Genomic DNA, 17,959 nt, shown 5'->3' on the forward strand with positions numbered 1-17,959 from the left:
CGAGCGACGCACCACCGACAATATTTGACTACACAAACTCAACTAAGGATCGCGAATTAAATAACTTATAATTTTAACTACTTATTGTGGGATGGGCGTCCCGCCCGTCCAAAAAGGGCCAGCGGGCGGGACACCCCACAAACTTGTGTAAGTTATTAAATTTTCGTTCCTAAGAGCGTTGTAGCAAGGATTTTTTAATTGGTATCAGTTGTTAGTTGTCAGTTGTATGAAGGATGCAATTAGAAGCTCCTCAACTCAAAACTCTCAACTTAAAATTTAAAAATCTTCCTGCTTTCCCTCCCTGTAAGTAGCAGCTTAGCTCCACATTCCTCGACTGTGGGGGTTGCTGTCTGGATACCTAGAAATAGGAAAATCATTACTTATTTCTGTTGAGTCCGTGACATCTAATGGCTCATTTGTATCAATTTGCTCTGAGTCGGAGCTATCTTCGGCGTTGTTTTGGGCGGTGTCTGATTCTTCCGGTGCGGCGGGAAGAGCTTTTTGTTCTTTCACCTCAGGTTCGATGGGAATGAACTCCAGGCGCAATCTAACTTTTCCTTGTGTCCAGCCTTTTCCTGAACTTAACAGCTCGCAATCCATGCCATCTGACAATAATCTTTCTTCTAGCAATCTTGAATTCAGAATGGTCATATATTCGTTGACTTTGAACGTACATTGATACATCAAAGCGCTGGTAGGAGCCGACAAAACATCGTCTTCTTTGAGAAATATTTGTGAATCGTCCATATCAATTGTCATTTTAATGAAGGAAGAAGGAAGAAGGAAGAAGGAAGAAGGAAGAAGGAAGAAGGAAGAAGGAAGAGGGAGTAAAATTTTACAGTCTCAGTAGTTTAGCAAAGTGGGCATTGCCTTTGTGTCAACTTAATATCAAACGTAGTAATGGTCTAAGGTACGTAGTTGGGCTTTAGCCCTCTTTATGCGTATAAAGAAAGAGGGCTAAAGCCCAACTACGTACCTATCTGTAACCTTGCCTAGCCCTTAAGAAGGGAGGACAGGAATAGATACAAAGGATTTTAGGCTTAAATTGACACACTTTGCTGGAAATAGCTGCCTACAACTGGAGATTATATTAATCCCTATTCGGTGATTTATTCTGTTTCTCTGGGACTGATTTGTGGTTCAGAAATTAGAAAAACCAACCGTAGGAATGCAAACCTTTGCCTAACAGATTGACGCCTAGATAGCAAATCCAAACTACTACAAAACCTGTGGCGGCTAAAATTGCTGGGCGTCTTCCCTGCCAGCCGCGAGTGATGCGGGCGTGCAGGTAGGCTGCAAATACTAACCAAGTAATCAGCGCCCAAGTTTCTTTCGGATCCCAACTCCAGTAAGATCCCCAAGCTTCGTTAGCCCAAACGGCACCGGCAATAATCCCAATTGTTAGTAAGGGAAATCCTAAACCGATGATGCGATAGCTAATGTTATCAAGAGTTTCTGCTAGATTCAAGCGCTGGGGCGAGAGAAGTTCTGAGGTTTGAGTTGCCGCGGTTGATGCGGTTTGAATTGTTGCTGATTCTAGGACTGCGGTGGCGCCAAAACCGTTATTGTTGGAGTTGAAAGACGGTTCGCTGAAAGCTAACGCGCTGTCGCCTACTGTTTCGAGGGTTTGAGGTTCGGGATTTTGTGGGCGTTGCAGGCGGTAGTTGCCGTTGCGGTTGCCGTTGGTGCCGAAGGAACTACCTGTGAGTTCGATTTTTTGGCCGCGGGTGACGATTAAAAATGCGATCGCCAGCAATGCTCCTACCATTAAAGTTGAGTAACTGAGCATCATGACGCTAACGTGCATCATCAGCCAGTTGGATTTGAGGGCTGGTACTAGGGGCTCTGCCGATTGCATGGTGTCGGGCAGAGTCAGGGCTGCAAAGGCGGATATTGCCATTGCTACGGGGGATGTGGCTGCTCCGACTAGGCGGGAACGGCTCATGTTTTCCGCGACTAGGTGGATGGTGGTGATTCCCCAAACTAAGAAAAATAGGGATTCGTAAAGGTTGCTGAGTGGGAAGTAGCCGGCTTCTATCCACCTAGAACCGAGTAAGGCGGCGATGGAGAGGTTGGCGACGGCCATTCCTGCGGTGCCCAAGGCCCACAGGTAGGGAATGCCGGGGAATGCTGTACCCACCCAGTAAATGAGCATTGTTGCGAACAAGATGGCAAAGGAGATGTTGTCCAGCCAGTTCTGGAGTACGACCAGATCCATATAATTTACTCCGGTAGTGTTTTTACTTATTTTTTGCTAACTAGATCGATCGTACTGGGGTTGGGCAGTTTTGGGTTTGAGATTTTGAATTTTTGTGGCAATTCTGAGTTTTTGGCGGTGGTTGAGGTAGGGGGCCCCGGCGCGGCGGGCGATCGCACGGGCCCATCAACACACATTCTGCACCCGCAACTAACACAAGGGAACTGATAATTTCTCCAGAGCAAGCTTGGGGCTTTCAACCAATTCTTTCTGGTAAAAATCAGCAATTAGCAGTAAGTAAGCCACCTATGACTCCACAATATTTAACAATTTCGACGCCAGCTAATATCTCAACTCACAGCAAATTAAGCAACACTTAAAATTATAAACAGAGATGAGATTACTAACCTTGTAAGATTACGATTGATAAATTTGCCGAATTTCGTCCAGGTTTTTGGCTGCAAGCATATCAGAGGCGATCGCCTGCAAAACACCCACATCAGAAATTGCCAAAATTTCCTCAAGCAGCAGCAATCCTTCATCTCCGAATTTTAGTCTTAAACCGAGTTCGATCGTCTGGATAAATGCTTGTTTAGTGCGCGCCCGTTCCTCCAATAACTGAGCATCTTTTTGAGATAACTGAGCATCTTTTTGAGATAACTGAGCATCTTTTTGAGATAACTGAGTATTTTTTTGTACCGCCAGTTCGTCGCCTGTAGGAATGGAAGCGCCACCAGCAGAGCACCAGCGCAACCAAGTACCAGTAACATTTTCAAATTCACCTTGCCACAGAGTTAGTCCCAAACCGACTTCGGGAAACCAAGCATCAGTTTTAGGCACGTAAGATTGATTGTGCAATTCAAAGATTCGCAGCGTACTGCCTCTCAACTCGCGTAGCGGATCGTACACAACATAATACGGGATTCGCATTCGAGCGTAATCTATTAATTTGCTGCCCAATTCGTTACTTGGAGTTGGAGAAACAATTTCGATCGCAATTTCGGGAGGTTTGCCAAATTCCCAAAATAAATACGATCGCACTTGTCTTTCCCACCAATCCTCAGCACCAGTAATATTGATACTGAGAAAAACATCCGGGGCGACTCCCGGCTGACGCACGCTGCTGAACAAACCGACATTTGCCGCCGCAATAAAGGGAACGGTAATCCCCGTATCGCCACCGCTATATAAAACCGTTGTCAGCAATCGCTGCTGTTTTTCGTTGATGAAGCTGTCCAAAGGAGTATCGTCTTCTAGAACTAAGTTGCTAATATCTGGCAACTGACTCGGATCGAGGGTTAATGGCTCAGACATAGGTAGTCGAGGTGAGAACTATCTGCCACAACAACTATAACAGAAGGGGCATGGGGCATGGGGCATGGGGCATGGGGCATGGGGCATCTTCGCCTTTATAAAATTGGGAATTGGGAAAAAGGAAGAAGGAAGATTTTCTTTCTTCTTCCTTTGCCAACGGACTTGATATTACTCGCAGCTAGAATAAAAAAATATTTCCCAAAACACTTGACAAACTGGCGAGCATACCCGATAGTAGTAATTCGTGACCAATGCGGAACTGGCGGAATTGGTAGACGCGCATGATTCAGGTTCATGTGGTGCAAGCCTTCCGGGTTCAAGTCCCGGGTTCCGCATTCCCAAGGCAGAAAAAAGTTTGGGGTTGACCCGATACAGGTAATAACCCCATTCGCTCTGCTGAATTAAGAAAATGCTCACAAGTATTCAAAACCCCTTAGTAAAAGAAATCCGCAAACTCCACAGCTCTAAGGGACGCAGGGAACAACAATTATTTTTACTCGAAGGTACGCATTTGCTCGAAGAAGCTTGCGCGGCCAAATACCCGTTAGCAACGGTTTGCTGCACTCCCGAATGGCTGGATCAGCATGGGAAATTGTGGGAACAAATTGTTGGTTTAGCCGATCGCACAGAATTAGTCAGTGCCAAAGTCTTAGAGTCGATCGCCACTACAGTCCAACCCGACGGCATTATCGCCACCGCACCCCGTACCGCAACACAACCCGCAGAAATCTCAACTTTAGGTATAGCTTTAGAAACCATCCAAGATCCCGGCAACTTGGGGGCGATCGTCCGCACCGCCGCTGCTGCTAATGCCGACGGCTTGCTGCTGAGTTCAGACAGCGCTGATTTAGACCATCCCAAGGTGCTGCGCGCCTCAGCAGGAGCTTGGTTTAAGCTGCCAGTAGCAGTCACTCCAGATTTAACCGCCGAAGTCTCCGGGTATAAAAATCGCGGGATGCAAATTTTAGCAACCGTTGCCGGCGCCAGTTTAACTTATTGGGAAGTTGATTTGCGAGTGCCGACTCTGATCGTTTTGGGCAACGAAGGTTCTGGATTGTCGTCAGAATTGAGAAGTTTAGCCGATCGACAAATCCAAATCCCCCTCGGCCGCGGCGTAGAATCTCTCAATGTGTCGATCGCCGGAGCCCTCATCTTGTACGAAGCTCAACGGCAAAGAAGTCATTAGTCATCAGTCATTAGTCATTAGTCATTAGTCATTATCTGTTGGGGCGGTATTGAAAAGCTGCTGGGCATTTAAAGTGTATTTTTTAATTGCGTTGTCCGAAAGCATCTCCCCATCTCCCCATCTCCCCCTCTCCCCCTCTCCCCCTCTTCCCTCTACCCCCCATCTCCCCATCTCCCCATCTCCCCCTCTACCCCTCTACCCCTCTGAGATTTAGCGCATTTTGTTTAACATGATGCAACTGCAAAGCTTGTTTGCGGGTACTCTCGTACCAACATTGCAGGCTTCCATGAAATAAATGTAAAGAAGTGTAGCCAACTGCTCTCACAAATGTTAAGATTCTTAACATAAGTAGCATTGTGCACCCCCAACCAAAACCTAACCTGAGAGGGTTCTGACTGGGAGTAACAGCTAGCTACCATAAAATTAAGCCTCTTTAAATGGAAGGAAAGCGCAAGTCCCCGCCCGCTTTCCTTCCCAGCTAAAGCTAGAGGTTTGCTATCCGACAAACCTTTAGAGGCACAGATCCTCAGCGGGAAAAGCTCATGAAAACTCTTAAGTCCTCAGATACAGATTCTGTTCGCGCTTACTTGCGGGAAATCGGTCGCGTTCCGCTGTTGACCCATGAGCAAGAAATACTCTTCGGGAAACAGGTACAGCGCTCAGCCGCACTGCATCAGGAAAAAAATATTTTAGCCGAAGAGTTAGGCCGCGACCCGACGGCGGCTGAATGGGCACAGACAGTCGGGCTGTCTGAGGCACAGTTGCAGCGGACGATCGACAATGGCGAAAGGGCAAAGCGCCACATGGTGGAAGCTAACCTGCGCCTGGTTGTGTCTGTTGCCAAAAAATATATCAAGCGCAATGTAGATTTACTCGACCTAATTCAGGAAGGTACGATCGGGATGCAGCGGGGAGTAGAAAAATTTGACCCGACTAAGGGCTACAGATTTTCAACTTATGCTTATTGGTGGATTCGTCAGGCAATTACCCGGGCGATCGCCGAAAAAGGTCGCACCATCCGCTTGCCGATCCACATTACCGAAAAACTCAACAAAATTAAAAAGGCTCAGCGCCTGCTAGCTCAACAGCTCGGCCGCGCGGCTACTGCTGCTGAATTGGCGTCAGAGTTAGATTTGACTCCCAAGCAAATTCGCGAATATCTCGATCGCGCGCGCCTGCCACTTTCACTGGACTTGCGCGTGGGAGACAATCAAGATACTGAGTTGGGCGATTTGTTGGAAGATACGGGTACTACTCCAGAAGATTTTGCCCTGCAAGCTTCCCTGCGGACTGACTTAGACCACCTAATGGCGGAACTGACTCAGCAACAGCGAGAAGTCCTTGCTTTGCGGTTCGGTTTAGAAGACGGGCAAACTTTAACTTTGGCAAAAATAGGCGATCGTCTGAACATCAGTCGGGAACGGGTGCGTCAAATTGAACGGGAAGCTTTAACCAAACTCCGCAAGCGCAAGCAAGATATCAACGATTATCTCGCTAGCTAGCTAGATGGGAATGGCGATCGGGACACAGGCGATCGCCATTTTCCAATCTAAAATCGTAAAAACCGCCGCCTTTAATTCGGTTGTACCCACTTGGTTGCTGCGACTGTCCTGCTACATTAGTAATTACTTGGTAATAAATAGCAGCAGCGATCGGATAAGGGTTATTTAATTTAACCGCCCGCGTCTAAAATAACAAGCTGTCTCTGAAACGGAGGTACTCGTGAGCAACTCATCTAATAAATCCCCTGAATTCTTTGAAGAAGACGGAGAAAATGCTAATTTATTATGGCAATACGTGCAGTCAATGGCTCCCGACACTGTTTCTCAGTTGTCTAAGCCGACTTCTCACGAAGTGTTTCAAGTAATGGAGCGAAATATTGTCGGACTTTTGGGGAATTTACCTTCGGAACACTTCGGGGTGACAGTGACTACCAGTCGCGAACATTTGGGTAGATTGCTCGCCTCGGCTATGATTAGCGGCTATTTTCTCAAAAATGCCGAACAGCGAATGACTTTTGAAAAGTCCATCCAAGCTAGTGAGAGACACGGCTCGGATGATTAGTTGATTATTAACATTTAAATCGTACAAGTGTCAAGCCCCCTTCGGAAGATGGGGGCTTAAATTTTTAGATTTTAGATTTTGGATTTTGGATGGGTAGATTGCTGAATTGAAACCCAACACGAAAGTTTGCAGCCAGACTTTTATGAGACGGTATTAGTTGTCACTTGTGATTTGTTAATAAAATTGATAATATGATTAAATTATTAATTTTTAATTACAATAGATCGCACGGGTTGCCATCTAGCTGGTTGTTTCACCGTAATACTTCGTTACAGCCCACAGTTGCGGTTAAAAAAACGGTAAGGGGCTTGCAGCTTAATACTATACCAATCATTTGGCTACTCCTTCGACAATACAATTGCATGGCTGGGATTTTATTTCTACGCAAGTCCCTAAGTACGAAACTAGCAGTGCGTCAAAATTACCAATCACCAATTCCCAATTCCCAATTCCCAATTCCCAATTAATATGTCTCTTTCTCCTGTGGCCCACAAAGTTATCGGCGTTGCTGCGATCTGGAACGATCGCCAAGAAATTTTGATTGACAAGCGCCGACAACACGGACTGCACGGCGGTTTCTGGGAGTTTCCGGGCGGTAAAATAGAGCCGGGAGAAACGATCGAAGCTTGCATACAAAGGGAAATTATGGAGGAGTTGGGGATTGTGGTAGAAGTTGGCGATCGCCTGATTACAATTGACCACGACTACACTAAATTTACAGTTAGGCTTTACGTGCACCACTGCCGCTACATCAGCGGGGAACCGCAAACGATCGAATGCGATGAAATTCGCTGGGTGACACTGGACGAAATTGACCAATTTACTTTTCCCAAGGCAAACGAACAGATTATTGCTGCCTTGCTTGAGAATCGATCGTCTTAGAAGGACGAGGATTCTTATGTTTATACTTGCTAGGTTTTTAGAAAAATTTTCAAGCTTTTTATTGAACTATTGTTTTTATCATATCCCCCGGCATATCTTGAGATGAGCAAATTTGGTGAGTATTGGCTTGTCACAAATCCAGTGCCTCTCTCGTCTTAATTGAGTAAGCCAATCTCTAACTGTGAGCGATCGCCATGCCCGAACTACTCGAAATACTCGATCGTTTTGACACTGTGCTAACCCAAACAGCCCCGAACATTGCCAGCCACCTACAGCGCGGATTAACCCGTGCGGAAATTGAGGTACAAATCGTTTCATTCTCATGGGAGTTTCCCCAGGATGCTTTCGACCTGTATCAACGGCATAATGGGCTATCTGGCAAGCCAGGAAAGTTGAATTTGGTGGAAAAACTACTCAGGGTTAAAGGAAAATGGCATGGAGAGTTATCCGGTCGAGAGAATGAAGTGCATCTGAAACTGGAAAATCGCGCGATCGTTGCCAAATTCTTGCCATTGGATTACGCCTTGGCAGGACATCGCCATCTGAAACTGGGCAGATGCCAAATAGATCTACTCCCTTTTTCGATCTTGACTGATGGCAACAATACGATTTATTGCATGATGCGTTTAGCTCCAGAGAATCCCATCATCTATTGTGCCAACGGGACAAAACTGCCGCCGATGAGCGTAACTGAATCATTTTTATCAACTCAGCCTCAATTTAGCCGATTGAGCGAACTAATTGCATTTTTGACCGGAGTTTGTCAGCAGGGTATTCAACCGCTCGCAGCGAGCCAAGAGACTTTAATGAATGCTATCGATTGCGAACTCGATCCGACGCAGTTTGAGCAACTTTACCAACAATTCCAACGCTAAATCGTTGAACATAAATTTACGGCACAGTACCTATGAAACTACTTGAAGTTCAATCCAGTGTGCGATTAGAAAAATCAATTTCCCGCACCCTCAGTCACGAATTTATTCAAACATGGCAGAAATCCAATCCTGATGGACGATACCAACAGCGAGATGTGGGGATGAATCCTCCGGCTCATCCAACAGAACTATGGACAACTGCGAACTATGTTCCTTCAGACAGTCGTACCTCAGAAATGGAAACGGCACTGACTGAATCCGAGCAACTGATCGGGGAATTGCTATGGGCCGATCGCGTATTACTTGGTGTGCCTATGTATAACTTCAGTGTGCCATCAACTTTTAAGGCGTATGTGGATAATATCGTTCGAGTTAATCGCACCTTTGCCTTCGATCCAGCCAGTTTTACCTTTGAAGGACTTGCGACCGACAAAAAGGCATTAGTGATTACCCCAAGTGCCGGAAATTTTGCGCCCGATACACCAATGAGAAGTATGAATTTTTGTGAAACCTATTTGCGAGCAATTCTAAGCTTTATTGGCATTGAAGACATGACAATTGTGGCTGTTCCCAATCAGTTCATGCCCGATGCAATTCGGCAACAGTCAATTGAACAGGCACGCGCCAAGCTGATGAACTTAGCGGCAACTTGGTAATTTATGAACCGATTAGACCTGTTCAATCAGTATCGATCGCTCATGTTTGCGATCGCCTATCGAATGCTGGGTAGCGTGACCGAGGCAGAAGATATCGTTCAGGAAGCTTGGATTCGCTGGCAGAATACGAAGAGCATTGTGCAGTCTCCTAAAGCGTTTCTGTCACGTACCGTGACTCGTTTGTGTATCGATCATCTGCGATCCGCCCGCGTGAAGCGAGAGCAGTACATAGGCACATGGCTGCCAGAGCCGCTGATGACAGAATCAATTGATGCCAAGGACTGCACTGAATTAGCAGAATCTCTTTCATTTGCATTTCTCATGCTGCTGGAATGCTTATCCCCAACTGAAAGAGCCGTTTTCCTGTTACGCGAAGTTTTCGATTATGACTATGAGGCGATCGCTAACACTGTCGGCAAAAGTAGTTCAAATTGCCGCCAGATTGTTCGTCGTGCTCGTCAGCATCTGGCTCTACGCAGACCCACAATTAGCTCTAATTCTCCTGATAAAGACACCGCGATCGAGCAATTTCTCACTTGTTGGAACCAAGGGGATTTACAGGGACTTATTGCTCTCATGGCAGAAGATGTAACATTTTTGTCGGATGGAGGAGGGAAAGTTGTAGCAGCCCAAAAACCGTTTCATGGCTGCCTGAAAGTAGCTCGTTTTCTAATCTCAATTCGACGCAGCCGATTGACACCTGAGTTAGTCCCTCAAGTTGTGGAAATAAATGGTCAGCCTGGAATTGTAAATATTGTGGACGGCAAGCCACATAGCATTTTCAGCTTTGATTTCGCAGGTGAAAGTATTCAGTCAATCTTTGCAGTCGTTAATCCGGTAAAATTAAAAGCAGTAAAGCCATAATCGCGCCGTTAGTGACAGCAGCACAACAACGCGCTGGAGCGGACTGACGAGAGATATTGGTGGGGATGCCAAGGTTGTCTACCGCTTTATTTCAGCCGGAATGTGGGCTGCAATTTCTGCCGATCGATCGCCCAACTGGCAAATGCGCGATCGCGAAAACTTCTCTACCCTCTTCGCGACCGTTCGTGATATTTAATTGGCATTGTTTACCGCTGAATGGGCAGGGTAAAGTGAAAACAACTGCCTCGATCGGGTACTGAGTCTACCCAAATTTGACCGTAGTGGGCGCGGATGATGCCTTGGCACAAAGACAGCCCAATGCCGTAACCGTCTGTTGATTTATCTCGCTGCAAGCGATAGCTGTCTTCAAAAATGCTCGCACAATCTTCTTCAGGAATTCCCGGCCCGCTGTTACCAATGCTGACTTGAACTTTGTAAGCAGTGCGGTGCAGTATGGAAATACTTACAGTTCCTTGCTCTGGCGTGTACTTGCTGGCGTTGTCCAGCAGGTTGACTATGACTTGTTTGATGCGATCGGGATCGGCATAAACCAAGGGCAAATCTGCGGGAATGTCTGTTTCTAAATTCAGACTTTTAGCCTGAAATTTGTCTTGAAATTGCAGGATTACATCTTGACAAATCGCCCTCAGTTCGATTTTTTTGGGTTCCATGTGGAGTTGAGCGTTAGTACCCCGTGCTGCTTGCAGGATATCTGTAATCATGCGATCGACAATTCGGATTTGGCGGCGGGCTTGTTTCATCAAATGAGCCGCCAGAGTCGGTGTCAAACGGGACTTTTGCCCCTCCTTTACCTTCTGATTTGACTCCAAAGTCTCCAAAGCCAAAGATGCGGCCGTTAAGGGATTTCGCAAGTCGTGAGCCAGCATCGCAATAATCCTGTCTTTCAACTGCAACTGCTCTTGCAGGTGTTCTTTTTCCTGTTTGAGCCGAAAAACTTCATCCGCAAGCTGCACGAGTTCGGTGGCGCAAGCAACCGAATAGATGGGTTTTGGGTGGGCCAGATTGGCAGCCAGAGCCGAGGTAGACTGCTGCTGAGCTGCGTATTCTTCTACAGAACGCTTCCAGCGGGGCCACCAATGTTCGAGTTGGGCGATCAAATTGCTGCCGGCGAGAGTTTGTCGGGGATCGGGATGAATTTTGAGCAGCGAGGGAGTGGCTACAAGTTTAAAGTGTTCGGCTAAATCCGGCTGTTCTCCTACGTCGATGACTTGAAGCTCAAAGTCGCACTCTGCCTTCAAAGCCTGTAGGGACTTGCGGATGTGTCTGGTCTGTTCCCTGGAAGAGGGACGCTTGTCTACGAACAGCAAAAGCTGTAAAAGCGGTGCAGGATTGGTCGGCTGTTCGGGAGAACAGTCGGTGTCGTCGTTGCCGGATGTTGGATTGACGCTGTTGACTTTTTCGATCGGGTGAAAATAATTGACCATTGCCGAGCCGAGTTATTTCACTTCTACTTTAATTTAATACTTACTTTAGATTTATGCTATTGTCCGATGATTTCATTACGGCGGGCCAATGACATTTTTGAGATGGAAGAAAAATGAGTCGCTGCGGGTAGTGGTTCAAGTGGCGGCGGCTTTTTTTGTGCTGTGCCTGCTGCTGACGCTGCACCGCTACTACAGCTTTTACGCTACATACGACCAAGGCATTTTCAATCAACTTTTTTGGAACGGCACTCGGGGTCACTTGTTTGAGAGTTCCCTGTCTTCGGCTTTGTCCACTAACGTGGTTCACCAAAATCAGCTCCCGTCTGTATCTTACTATCGGTTGGGGCAGCATTTCACCCCAGCGCTGATGCTGTGGCTGCCAATTTACTCGCTGTTCCCCTCTCCTGTTACTTTGACGGTGTTGCAGGTGACTTTAATTACGGCGGCTGGTTTAGTCCTGTACGCTCTCGCCAGACACTATCTAGAACCGCGACTGTCGGCGACAATTGTCGTGAGCTATTACGCAGCTAACGCCGTTATCGGCCCGACTTTGGGCAATTTTCATGATTCTTGCCAAACTCCGCTTTATGTTTTTGGCTTGTTGCTGGCGATGGAGAAGCGCTGGTGGCCGCTGTTTGGGATTCTCGCAACTTTAATGTTAGCCGTGCGAGAAGATGGGGGAGTTGTGTTGTTTGGGGTGGGGGCTTACATGATTTTGAGTCGGCGCTATCCTCTGACTGGCTTGGCTGTGTGCATTCTCAGTTTTGGTTACATGATTGCTTTGACAAATCTGATTATGCCTTTGTTTTCTGCTGATATTTCCGAGCGGTTTATGATGGAGCGCTTCGGTCAATATGCTGATGGTGATGAAGCTTCGACTCTTGAAATTATTTGGGGAATGGTTAGCAATCCCGGGCGGTTGGTGACTGAGCTATTTACGCCCTTTTTTGGTAAGATTAGATACCTACTTGGTCAGTGGTTGCCGTTAGCTTTGGTTCCTGCCGTAGCGCCCGCATCTTGGACGATCGCAGGTTTCCCGCTGCTAAAGCTATTTTTAGCTAAAGGAGAATCTGTGCTGGCAATTAATATTCGCTATGCGATGACTGTGGTTCCGGGGCTGTTTTATGGGGCAATCCTGTGGTGGGCTGGCCGTCAAAAGGAAGAAGATAGAATTAAAAGGGGAGAACAAACAATTTTGCGTTTTCCGAATGCGGTGTTTCCTTTCCCTTCGTCTTCGCAGTTTCGCCGCTTTTGGGGGTTTTGCATCTGCTTGTCGCTATTTTTTACCTTCACGTCTAATCCTAATCGGACTTTTTCGTTTATTTTGCCCGATGCGATCGATCCTTGGGTGCAGGTTCCTCTCATCAGACAGTGGCAGCACGTGTCTCAAGTGCGCCCGCTGTTAGCTCAAATTCCTGATAATGCTAGCGTGGCTGCAACGAATACTATTGTGCCGATTTTGTCAAGCCGCCGGGAAATTCTCCGGTTTCCGATGTTTGAACTGCGGAATGATGCGGGAGAGGCAGTGAAGATGGAATATGTAATTGCCGATATGTGGCAGTTGCAGCAGTATCAACCTGCGTTTCGCCGGGAACGCGGACAGTTGCAGCAAATCGTGCCAGCGATCGATCGAATGTCCAAATCTGGAGACTACGGAATTGTTGGCTTTGAAGACGGTGCGATTTTAATGCGTCAGGGCGCTGCTTCTAATTCTGCATCGGTGGCTGCTTGGGATCGTTTTCGCCGCGAGTTGGAACCGATTTTGAAGCAATCTTGAGGGTGCGGGCGATCGCCCGAAACTGTCGGTTTAGGCCAAATATTCCAGAAACCGGGCCAGAGAGCAATTGCTGCAAACACCCGGTTTCTGCATAATTTTCCGTCCTTGTTGCTGCCAAAAGTCAGCCCTCGGCCATAGATTTGCGATCGATCAACATTTTAGGCTGTGGATCATACAATAAAGTAGTCAACAATAAACATTAAGATATATAAATTCTTAGGAGGGGAGAAAGATGAAAATTTTGGTATTGGCATGGGAGTTTCCTCCCAGAATAGTCGGCGGTATCGCCCGCCACGTATCGGAACTGTATCCAGAATTGGTGAAGCTAGGGCACTCGATTCACTTAATTACAGTAGAGTTCGGTCACGCGCCGATGTACGAAGTGGTTGAAGGAATAGAGGTGCATCGTGTAGTAGTCGGGCACGCCAAGGACTTTTTTCACTGGGTGGCGAACCTCAACCAAAGCATGGGGCACCAAGGCGGCAAACTAATGCTAGAAGAAGGCCCCTTTGATTTGATCCACGCTCACGATTGGCTGGTGGGAGATGCGGCGATCGCCCTCAAGCATACCTTTAAAGTACCGCTAATTGCCACCATCCACGCCACCGAATACGGGCGCTTCAGCGGTCTCCACAATGACGGGCAGCGCTACATTAACGCCAAGGAAAACGACCTCGCTTATAACGCTTGGCGCGTCATTGTTTGCAGCGACTATATGCGGCGGGAAGCCGAACTTGTACTATCGACTCCGTGGAACAAAATAGAGGTAATTTACAACGGAATTAGATCGGAAAAAAAGCCGCGCAGGGACGAATTTGACGCGATGGATTTCCGCCGCAAGTTTGCAGCAGACGACGAAAAAATAGTTTATTATGTAGGCAGAATTAGCTACGAAAAAGGCATTGCTGTATTTCTCAATGCAGCACCTCAAGTAATTAGGGAAATGGGGGGTAACGCAAAAATTGTTATTGTTGGTGGTGGCAATACAGACCATCTCAAAGTTATGGCTTGGAATTTAGGAATTTGGAATAAGTGTTATTTTACGGGTTTCATGTTTGAGGAACATCTCGACAAATTCCAGACGGTGGCTGACTGCGCGGTTTTCCCCAGTCTTTACGAACCTTTTGGGATTGTAGCATTAGAAAGCTTTGCTGCAAGAGTACCTGTGGTGGTGTCGAATGCGGGTGGCTTACCGGAGGTGGTGCAGCATACAAAAACTGGTGTTGTTACTGAGGCTAACAATCGCGATTCTTTGGCCTGGGGGATTTTGGAGGTACTGAGAAATCCTGGTTATGGGCGATGGTTGGTTGACAATGCTTATGAGGATTTGGAACGTCGATTTAGTTGGCCGAAGTTGGCAATGGAAACCGAGTGGGTTTATCAGCGCGTGGTGGAGGAAAGGGCCGAGGTTGATTGGTAAAACAGACAGTTGACAGTTGACAGTTGACAGTTGACAGTTTGCAGTTGATAGTTGACAGCTTGCGCTGAGTTTGTCGAAGGGTTGACAGTTTACAGAAACAAATGTGGCAATTCTCAAGTTACTGAATTGGTAATTGGTAATTGGTAATTGGTAATTGGTAATTGGTAATTGGTAATTGGTAATGGGAATTGGCAATTGCTAATTGGTAATCAGAAAATTTACAGGGAATTCGCATCTTGAATATTTTTAGGGACATCGAACCCCAACCCAAACGCAGCTTGGTAACTTTATTCACCGCAGGCTTGCTATTCTGGTGTAGTTTGGCTTCGCTGCTGCCAACTTTGCCGCTGTACGTTCAATCTGTGGGCGGTAGCAAGCAGCAAATTGGTTTTGTGATGGGTGCATTTGCGATCGGGCTTTTGCTATCGAGGCCGCAGTTGGGTAAAATAGCCGACAGCCGGGGGCGCAAACAAGTTTTGCTGCTAGGCGTGTCTGTCGCTGCACTTGCCCCTATCGGCTACCTGTTAGCTCAATCTGTCCCATTACTGTTGTTTCTCCGGGCTTTTCACGGCATTAGTATCGCCGCTTTTACTACAGCTTACAGCGCTTTGGTGACAGATTTGTCGCCACCAGGAAAGCGGGGCGAATTAATTGGTTATATGAGTTTGGCCGCCCCTATCGGTTTGGCATTTGGCCCTGCGATGGGCGGATTTATTCAAGCTGGGATTGGTTATCCTGCTTTGTTTGCGATGTCGGCGGCTTTCGCCACCACAGCTTTATTTATTACCACCAAAGTTGTGGAACCGAATTTCGCTGAGTTAACAAAGTCTGACTCGCTATCTGAGGACAAAAACAGCCAAAAATACTGGCAAATGCTGTGGAATCCCCGGGTGCGGATTCCGGCTTTGGTGCTATTGCTGGTTGGTTTGGTATTCGGAACTTTGAGCACTTTTATGCCTTTGTTTATCCAAGAAACTAAGGTTAATTTGAATCCGGGATTATTTTATTCTACGGCGGCTATCGCCAGTTTCAGTTTGCGGTTGGTGACGGGGCGGGCTTCGGACAAATACGGCCGCGGCTTGTTTATTTCTGGCGGCTTAATCTGTTACGCCGTGTCTATGTTATTGTTGTATTTTGCTAACAGCAGCGGTGCTTTTTTAATCGCGGCTTTGGTTGAAGGTACGGCTGGCGGTACTGTTATGCCAATGATGGTGACGCTGATGTCGGATAGGTGCGAACCTCAAGAAAGAGGTCGTTTGTTTTCGATTTGTATTGGTGGGTTTGATTTGGGGATTGCGCTTGCTGGCCCGACTTTGGGTTTTGTTGCTGAACAAGTTGGCTACAGGAATATGTTTGGTTTGGCGGCTGTTCTGGCTGCTTTGGCTTTGCTGATTTTTGTTACTTTGTGTAGCAAGAATTTGTCTCATTCGCTTAAATTTGCGATCGGGCGTGGCAAAGATGTTTATGCTTTGAATAGGTGACAGGATGGGGACGGGCAAGATGCCCATCCCACAAAAAAATGGAATGGGCATCTTGCCCGTCTTAGCTATTTTTGCAATCTTGTTTATTGTCCGATACAGTTTAGATAAGATCTCAAGATAGTAAAAGCGATGTGAAAAATAGACTCTGCGATTGCTTCGTTCCTCTCTTCGTCTCGGGACGGGCTCTCCGGCCCATCCCACAAGAAAAAAGTTTTGTGGAATGGGCCGGAGAGCCCGTCTTAGCTATTTTTGGAATCTTGTCTGTTGTCGATCGCACTTGGCAACTTTAAACAACAAACGCACCCTACAAAATACTGTAAGATGCGTCGCTTTTGATAATGGGCTTGGAGGGATTCGAACCCCCGACCTCATGGTTCGTAGCCATGCACTCTATCCAACTAAGCTACAAGCCCCTGTCGAGTTCAGACTTAATCTAAAATTGATTAAGTTCTTTTCTCACAGAATCTAACAGTAACACCTTTACTAAAATAATGCAAGACCTTTCCGAAACTTTTTCTAAATTGCCCGATCGCGCGCAGCTAACTCACCTCGACAACAGCGGGGAAGCCCAAATGGTGGATGTTTCGGCGAAAGTGGCAACTGTGCGCCAAGCTGTGGCTGCGGCGCGGGTGCGGATGCTGCCGGAGACGTTTGCGGCGATCGAAGCGGGGAATGCGCCGAAAGGCGATGTATTGGGCACTGCAAGGCTGGCTGGAATTATGGCGGCTAAGCAGACGGCGAATCTGATTCCTCTGTGTCACCCTCTGCCCATTAGCAGCGTGGAAGTGCAGGTGATACCGGATGCTGGGTTGCCGGGGTATCAAATTCGGGCGACGGTGAAAATTAAGGGCGAAACTGGTGTGGAAATGGAGGCGATGACGGCGGTTTCGATTGCAGCGCTGACTCTGTACGATATGGCTAAGGGGTTGTCCAAGTCGATCGCCATTGAATCGATTCGACTGGTAAGCAAAAGCGGCGGCAAATCGGGAGACTATCAAAATTTAGAGGGATAAAGTTCCGGCCTTGGGGGGAGGCAGAATTCAAAAAGTAGCACTTATGCTTAAAATAGGCACAGAACTACTAACATCAAGTGAAAAACTATGCCTCCTCGTTGGCCCCGCAAACCCGATCGCAAAGACCCTGAGTACCGTCAATTAGACGATCGCATGAATTTTGCGATCCACGTCGGTCTTTTTTCTGCTTCCAATTCTGGTTTGTGGTTTGTTCAAAATTTGCAAAAGGCTGATTGGCCTTGGGCAGTTACAGTGACGGGTGTATGGGCTCTAGTAGTTTTGGCCCACGCGATTTTCATTTTTGCGATCGCCGATTATTCGCCTTTAACCAAAGATTCTGGTTGAAGGGAGTTGTCGGCGATTTGTTAACTGTTTTAATCCAGCACAAATAATTTGCTTTTTTAGATATGGCTAATACTACAGTTGCGATCGAATCCTTAGCCGCCCAAATCGGCGAAAATGTCTACATTGACATTGCCAAGTGGCATTTATATCTCCGTGATGCCCACCTGCATACCGTTGTTGCCCAACAACTTTACCCGATGCTGGAAGATGGCAGTTTAAATGATGACAAAGTTGCACGAGTTTTGCAAGGTATTTCAGTTAAGCTCGGTGGCGGTAAGCGGGAAGTGCCGCTGGCAGATTTGATTCCGATGCAGTGTCAAGTGCAATTGATGGATGTTCTTGAGGAATTTCAACGGGATATGTGATCTCAATTATTGATTGGGATTTAAGTGCGATCGCCCTTAATTTGACTTAAGGGCGATCGCACTTTTCATTATTTG

At 47.0% G+C, this 17,959-nt stretch carries 18 protein-coding genes and 2 tRNA genes; 14 read left to right on the top strand and 6 right to left on the bottom strand.

Annotated features, from left to right (window positions below; genetic code table 11):
* Positions 1-315 precede the first annotated feature (315 nt).
* From JGK20_RS01400 to JGK20_RS01415, 4 genes are all read right to left on the bottom strand, one after another.
* Positions 316-747: a KGK domain-containing protein gene (locus JGK20_RS01400; protein WP_293180692.1), complete on the bottom strand. Its 432-nt coding sequence runs from the start codon at positions 745-747 to the stop codon at positions 316-318.
* Between the two features lie 400 nt (positions 748-1,147).
* Positions 1,148-2,218 carry a c-type cytochrome biogenesis protein CcsB gene (gene ccsB / locus JGK20_RS01405; RefSeq protein WP_293180695.1) on the bottom strand — a complete coding sequence of 357 codons (1,071 nt, stop codon included), beginning with the start codon at positions 2,216-2,218 and terminating at the stop codon, positions 1,148-1,150.
* Between the two features lie 26 nt (positions 2,219-2,244).
* Positions 2,245-2,394, bottom strand: a complete 150-nt coding sequence (locus JGK20_RS01410) for a hypothetical protein (RefSeq protein WP_293228999.1) — start codon at positions 2,392-2,394, stop codon at positions 2,245-2,247.
* Between the two features lie 220 nt (positions 2,395-2,614).
* Positions 2,615-3,511 (bottom strand): Uma2 family endonuclease, encoded by an 897-nt coding sequence (locus JGK20_RS01415; protein WP_293229001.1) that lies wholly within the window; start codon positions 3,509-3,511, stop codon positions 2,615-2,617.
* Positions 3,512-3,764: 253 nt separating this feature from the next.
* Between JGK20_RS01415 and JGK20_RS01420 the strand changes: the two genes are divergently transcribed.
* The 8 genes from JGK20_RS01420 to JGK20_RS01455 all read left to right on the top strand — a co-directional run bounded on the left by JGK20_RS01420 (position 3,765) and on the right by JGK20_RS01455 (position 10,038).
* Positions 3,765-3,846 (top strand) — tRNA-Leu (locus JGK20_RS01420).
* A 74-nt stretch (positions 3,847-3,920) separates the two neighbouring features.
* Positions 3,921-4,697, top strand: coding sequence for an RNA methyltransferase (locus JGK20_RS01425; RefSeq protein ID WP_293229004.1), 777 nt, complete (start codon positions 3,921-3,923; stop codon positions 4,695-4,697).
* Positions 4,698-5,239: 542 nt separating this feature from the next.
* Positions 5,240-6,199 (top strand): RNA polymerase sigma factor, RpoD/SigA family, encoded by a 960-nt coding sequence (locus tag JGK20_RS01430; RefSeq protein ID WP_293180704.1) that lies wholly within the window; start codon positions 5,240-5,242, stop codon positions 6,197-6,199.
* A gap of 220 nt (positions 6,200-6,419) precedes the next feature.
* Positions 6,420-6,761 (top strand): DUF760 domain-containing protein, encoded by a 342-nt coding sequence (locus JGK20_RS01435; protein WP_172187001.1) that lies wholly within the window; start codon positions 6,420-6,422, stop codon positions 6,759-6,761.
* 468 nt (positions 6,762-7,229) lie between these two features.
* Entirely contained in the window at positions 7,230-7,643 is a 414-nt protein-coding gene (gene mutT / locus JGK20_RS01440; RefSeq protein ID WP_293211089.1) for an 8-oxo-dGTP diphosphatase MutT, read from the top strand.
* A gap of 194 nt (positions 7,644-7,837) precedes the next feature.
* Positions 7,838-8,518 carry a hypothetical protein gene (locus JGK20_RS01445; protein WP_293211086.1) on the top strand — a complete coding sequence of 227 codons (681 nt, stop codon included), beginning with the start codon at positions 7,838-7,840 and terminating at the stop codon, positions 8,516-8,518.
* Between the two features lie 32 nt (positions 8,519-8,550).
* Positions 8,551-9,174 (top strand): NAD(P)H-dependent oxidoreductase, encoded by a 624-nt coding sequence (locus JGK20_RS01450; protein WP_293211084.1) that lies wholly within the window; start codon positions 8,551-8,553, stop codon positions 9,172-9,174.
* A 3-nt stretch (positions 9,175-9,177) separates the two neighbouring features.
* Positions 9,178-10,038 (top strand): RNA polymerase sigma-70 factor, encoded by an 861-nt coding sequence (locus tag JGK20_RS01455; RefSeq protein WP_293211082.1) that lies wholly within the window; start codon positions 9,178-9,180, stop codon positions 10,036-10,038.
* A gap of 206 nt (positions 10,039-10,244) precedes the next feature.
* Here the strand turns inward: JGK20_RS01455 and JGK20_RS01460 are convergent, their stop codons facing one another.
* Entirely contained in the window at positions 10,245-11,483 is a 1,239-nt protein-coding gene (locus JGK20_RS01460; protein WP_293229006.1) for a histidine kinase, read from the bottom strand.
* An 88-nt stretch (positions 11,484-11,571) separates the two neighbouring features.
* Here JGK20_RS01460 and JGK20_RS01465 point away from each other — a divergent pair, with 88 nt between their 5' ends.
* The 3 genes from JGK20_RS01465 (at position 11,572) to JGK20_RS01475 (ending at position 16,161) form a co-directional block, all read left to right on the top strand.
* On the top strand, positions 11,572-13,260 hold the full coding sequence (locus JGK20_RS01465) for a DUF2079 domain-containing protein (protein WP_293229008.1): 1,689 nt from the start codon (positions 11,572-11,574) through the stop codon (positions 13,258-13,260).
* Between the two features lie 232 nt (positions 13,261-13,492).
* Entirely contained in the window at positions 13,493-14,680 is a 1,188-nt protein-coding gene (locus JGK20_RS01470) for a glycosyltransferase family 4 protein (protein WP_293180719.1), read from the top strand.
* A gap of 236 nt (positions 14,681-14,916) precedes the next feature.
* Positions 14,917-16,161: an MFS transporter gene (locus tag JGK20_RS01475; RefSeq protein ID WP_293190156.1), complete on the top strand. Its 1,245-nt coding sequence runs from the start codon at positions 14,917-14,919 to the stop codon at positions 16,159-16,161.
* Positions 16,162-16,500: 339 nt separating this feature from the next.
* Here the strand turns inward: JGK20_RS01475 and JGK20_RS01480 are convergent.
* Positions 16,501-16,574 (bottom strand) — tRNA-Arg (locus JGK20_RS01480).
* Between the two features lie 78 nt (positions 16,575-16,652).
* On the opposite strand from JGK20_RS01480, the gene moaC reads away from it, so the two are divergent.
* The 3 genes from moaC to JGK20_RS01495 all read left to right on the top strand — a co-directional run bounded on the left by moaC (position 16,653) and on the right by JGK20_RS01495 (position 17,884).
* Positions 16,653-17,174, top strand: coding sequence for a cyclic pyranopterin monophosphate synthase MoaC (moaC, locus tag JGK20_RS01485; protein WP_293180725.1), 522 nt, complete (start codon positions 16,653-16,655; stop codon positions 17,172-17,174).
* Between the two features lie 87 nt (positions 17,175-17,261).
* A complete protein-coding gene (locus tag JGK20_RS01490) occupies positions 17,262-17,519 on the top strand; it encodes a 2TM domain-containing protein (protein ID WP_293157023.1) in 258 nt (85 codons plus the stop codon).
* Between the two features lie 62 nt (positions 17,520-17,581).
* The gene (locus tag JGK20_RS01495; protein ID WP_293180728.1) at positions 17,582-17,884 is read left to right on the top strand and encodes a DUF3181 family protein; all 303 of its coding nucleotides are present in this window, start codon (positions 17,582-17,584) and stop codon (positions 17,882-17,884) included.
* Positions 17,885-17,959 lie beyond the last annotated feature (75 nt).

Source organism: Microcoleus sp. PH2017_05_CCC_O_A (genome assembly GCF_020738785.1).
Classification (GTDB): Bacteria; Cyanobacteriota; Cyanobacteriia; order Cyanobacteriales; family Microcoleaceae; genus Microcoleus.

What these genes read in the sequence shown, in the direction of transcription:
- JGK20_RS01400 (WP_293180692.1), bottom strand. Translation starts at nt 747, where the DNA reads ATGGACGATTCACAAATATTTCTCAAAGAAGACGATGTTTTGTCGGCT.
- ccsB (WP_293180695.1), bottom strand. Translation starts at nt 2,218, where the DNA reads ATGGATCTGGTCGTACTCCAGAACTGGCTGGACAACATCTCCTTTGCC.
- JGK20_RS01410 (WP_293228999.1), bottom strand. Translation starts at nt 2,394, where the DNA reads ATGTGTGTTGATGGGCCCGTGCGATCGCCCGCCGCGCCGGGGCCCCCT.
- JGK20_RS01415 (WP_293229001.1), bottom strand. Translation starts at nt 3,511, where the DNA reads ATGTCTGAGCCATTAACCCTCGATCCGAGTCAGTTGCCAGATATTAGC.
- JGK20_RS01425 (WP_293229004.1), top strand. Translation starts at nt 3,921, where the DNA reads ATGCTCACAAGTATTCAAAACCCCTTAGTAAAAGAAATCCGCAAACTC.
- JGK20_RS01430 (WP_293180704.1), top strand. Translation starts at nt 5,240, where the DNA reads ATGAAAACTCTTAAGTCCTCAGATACAGATTCTGTTCGCGCTTACTTG.
- mutT (WP_293211089.1), top strand. Translation starts at nt 7,230, where the DNA reads ATGTCTCTTTCTCCTGTGGCCCACAAAGTTATCGGCGTTGCTGCGATC.
- JGK20_RS01445 (WP_293211086.1), top strand. Translation starts at nt 7,838, where the DNA reads ATGCCCGAACTACTCGAAATACTCGATCGTTTTGACACTGTGCTAACC.
- JGK20_RS01450 (WP_293211084.1), top strand. Translation starts at nt 8,551, where the DNA reads ATGAAACTACTTGAAGTTCAATCCAGTGTGCGATTAGAAAAATCAATT.
- JGK20_RS01455 (WP_293211082.1), top strand. Translation starts at nt 9,178, where the DNA reads ATGAACCGATTAGACCTGTTCAATCAGTATCGATCGCTCATGTTTGCG.
- JGK20_RS01460 (WP_293229006.1), bottom strand. Translation starts at nt 11,483, where the DNA reads ATGGTCAATTATTTTCACCCGATCGAAAAAGTCAACAGCGTCAATCCA.
- JGK20_RS01465 (WP_293229008.1), top strand. Translation starts at nt 11,572, where the DNA reads ATGACATTTTTGAGATGGAAGAAAAATGAGTCGCTGCGGGTAGTGGTT.
- JGK20_RS01470 (WP_293180719.1), top strand. Translation starts at nt 13,493, where the DNA reads ATGAAAATTTTGGTATTGGCATGGGAGTTTCCTCCCAGAATAGTCGGC.
- moaC (WP_293180725.1), top strand. Translation starts at nt 16,653, where the DNA reads ATGCAAGACCTTTCCGAAACTTTTTCTAAATTGCCCGATCGCGCGCAG.
- JGK20_RS01490 (WP_293157023.1), top strand. Translation starts at nt 17,262, where the DNA reads ATGCCTCCTCGTTGGCCCCGCAAACCCGATCGCAAAGACCCTGAGTAC.
- JGK20_RS01495 (WP_293180728.1), top strand. Translation starts at nt 17,582, where the DNA reads ATGGCTAATACTACAGTTGCGATCGAATCCTTAGCCGCCCAAATCGGC.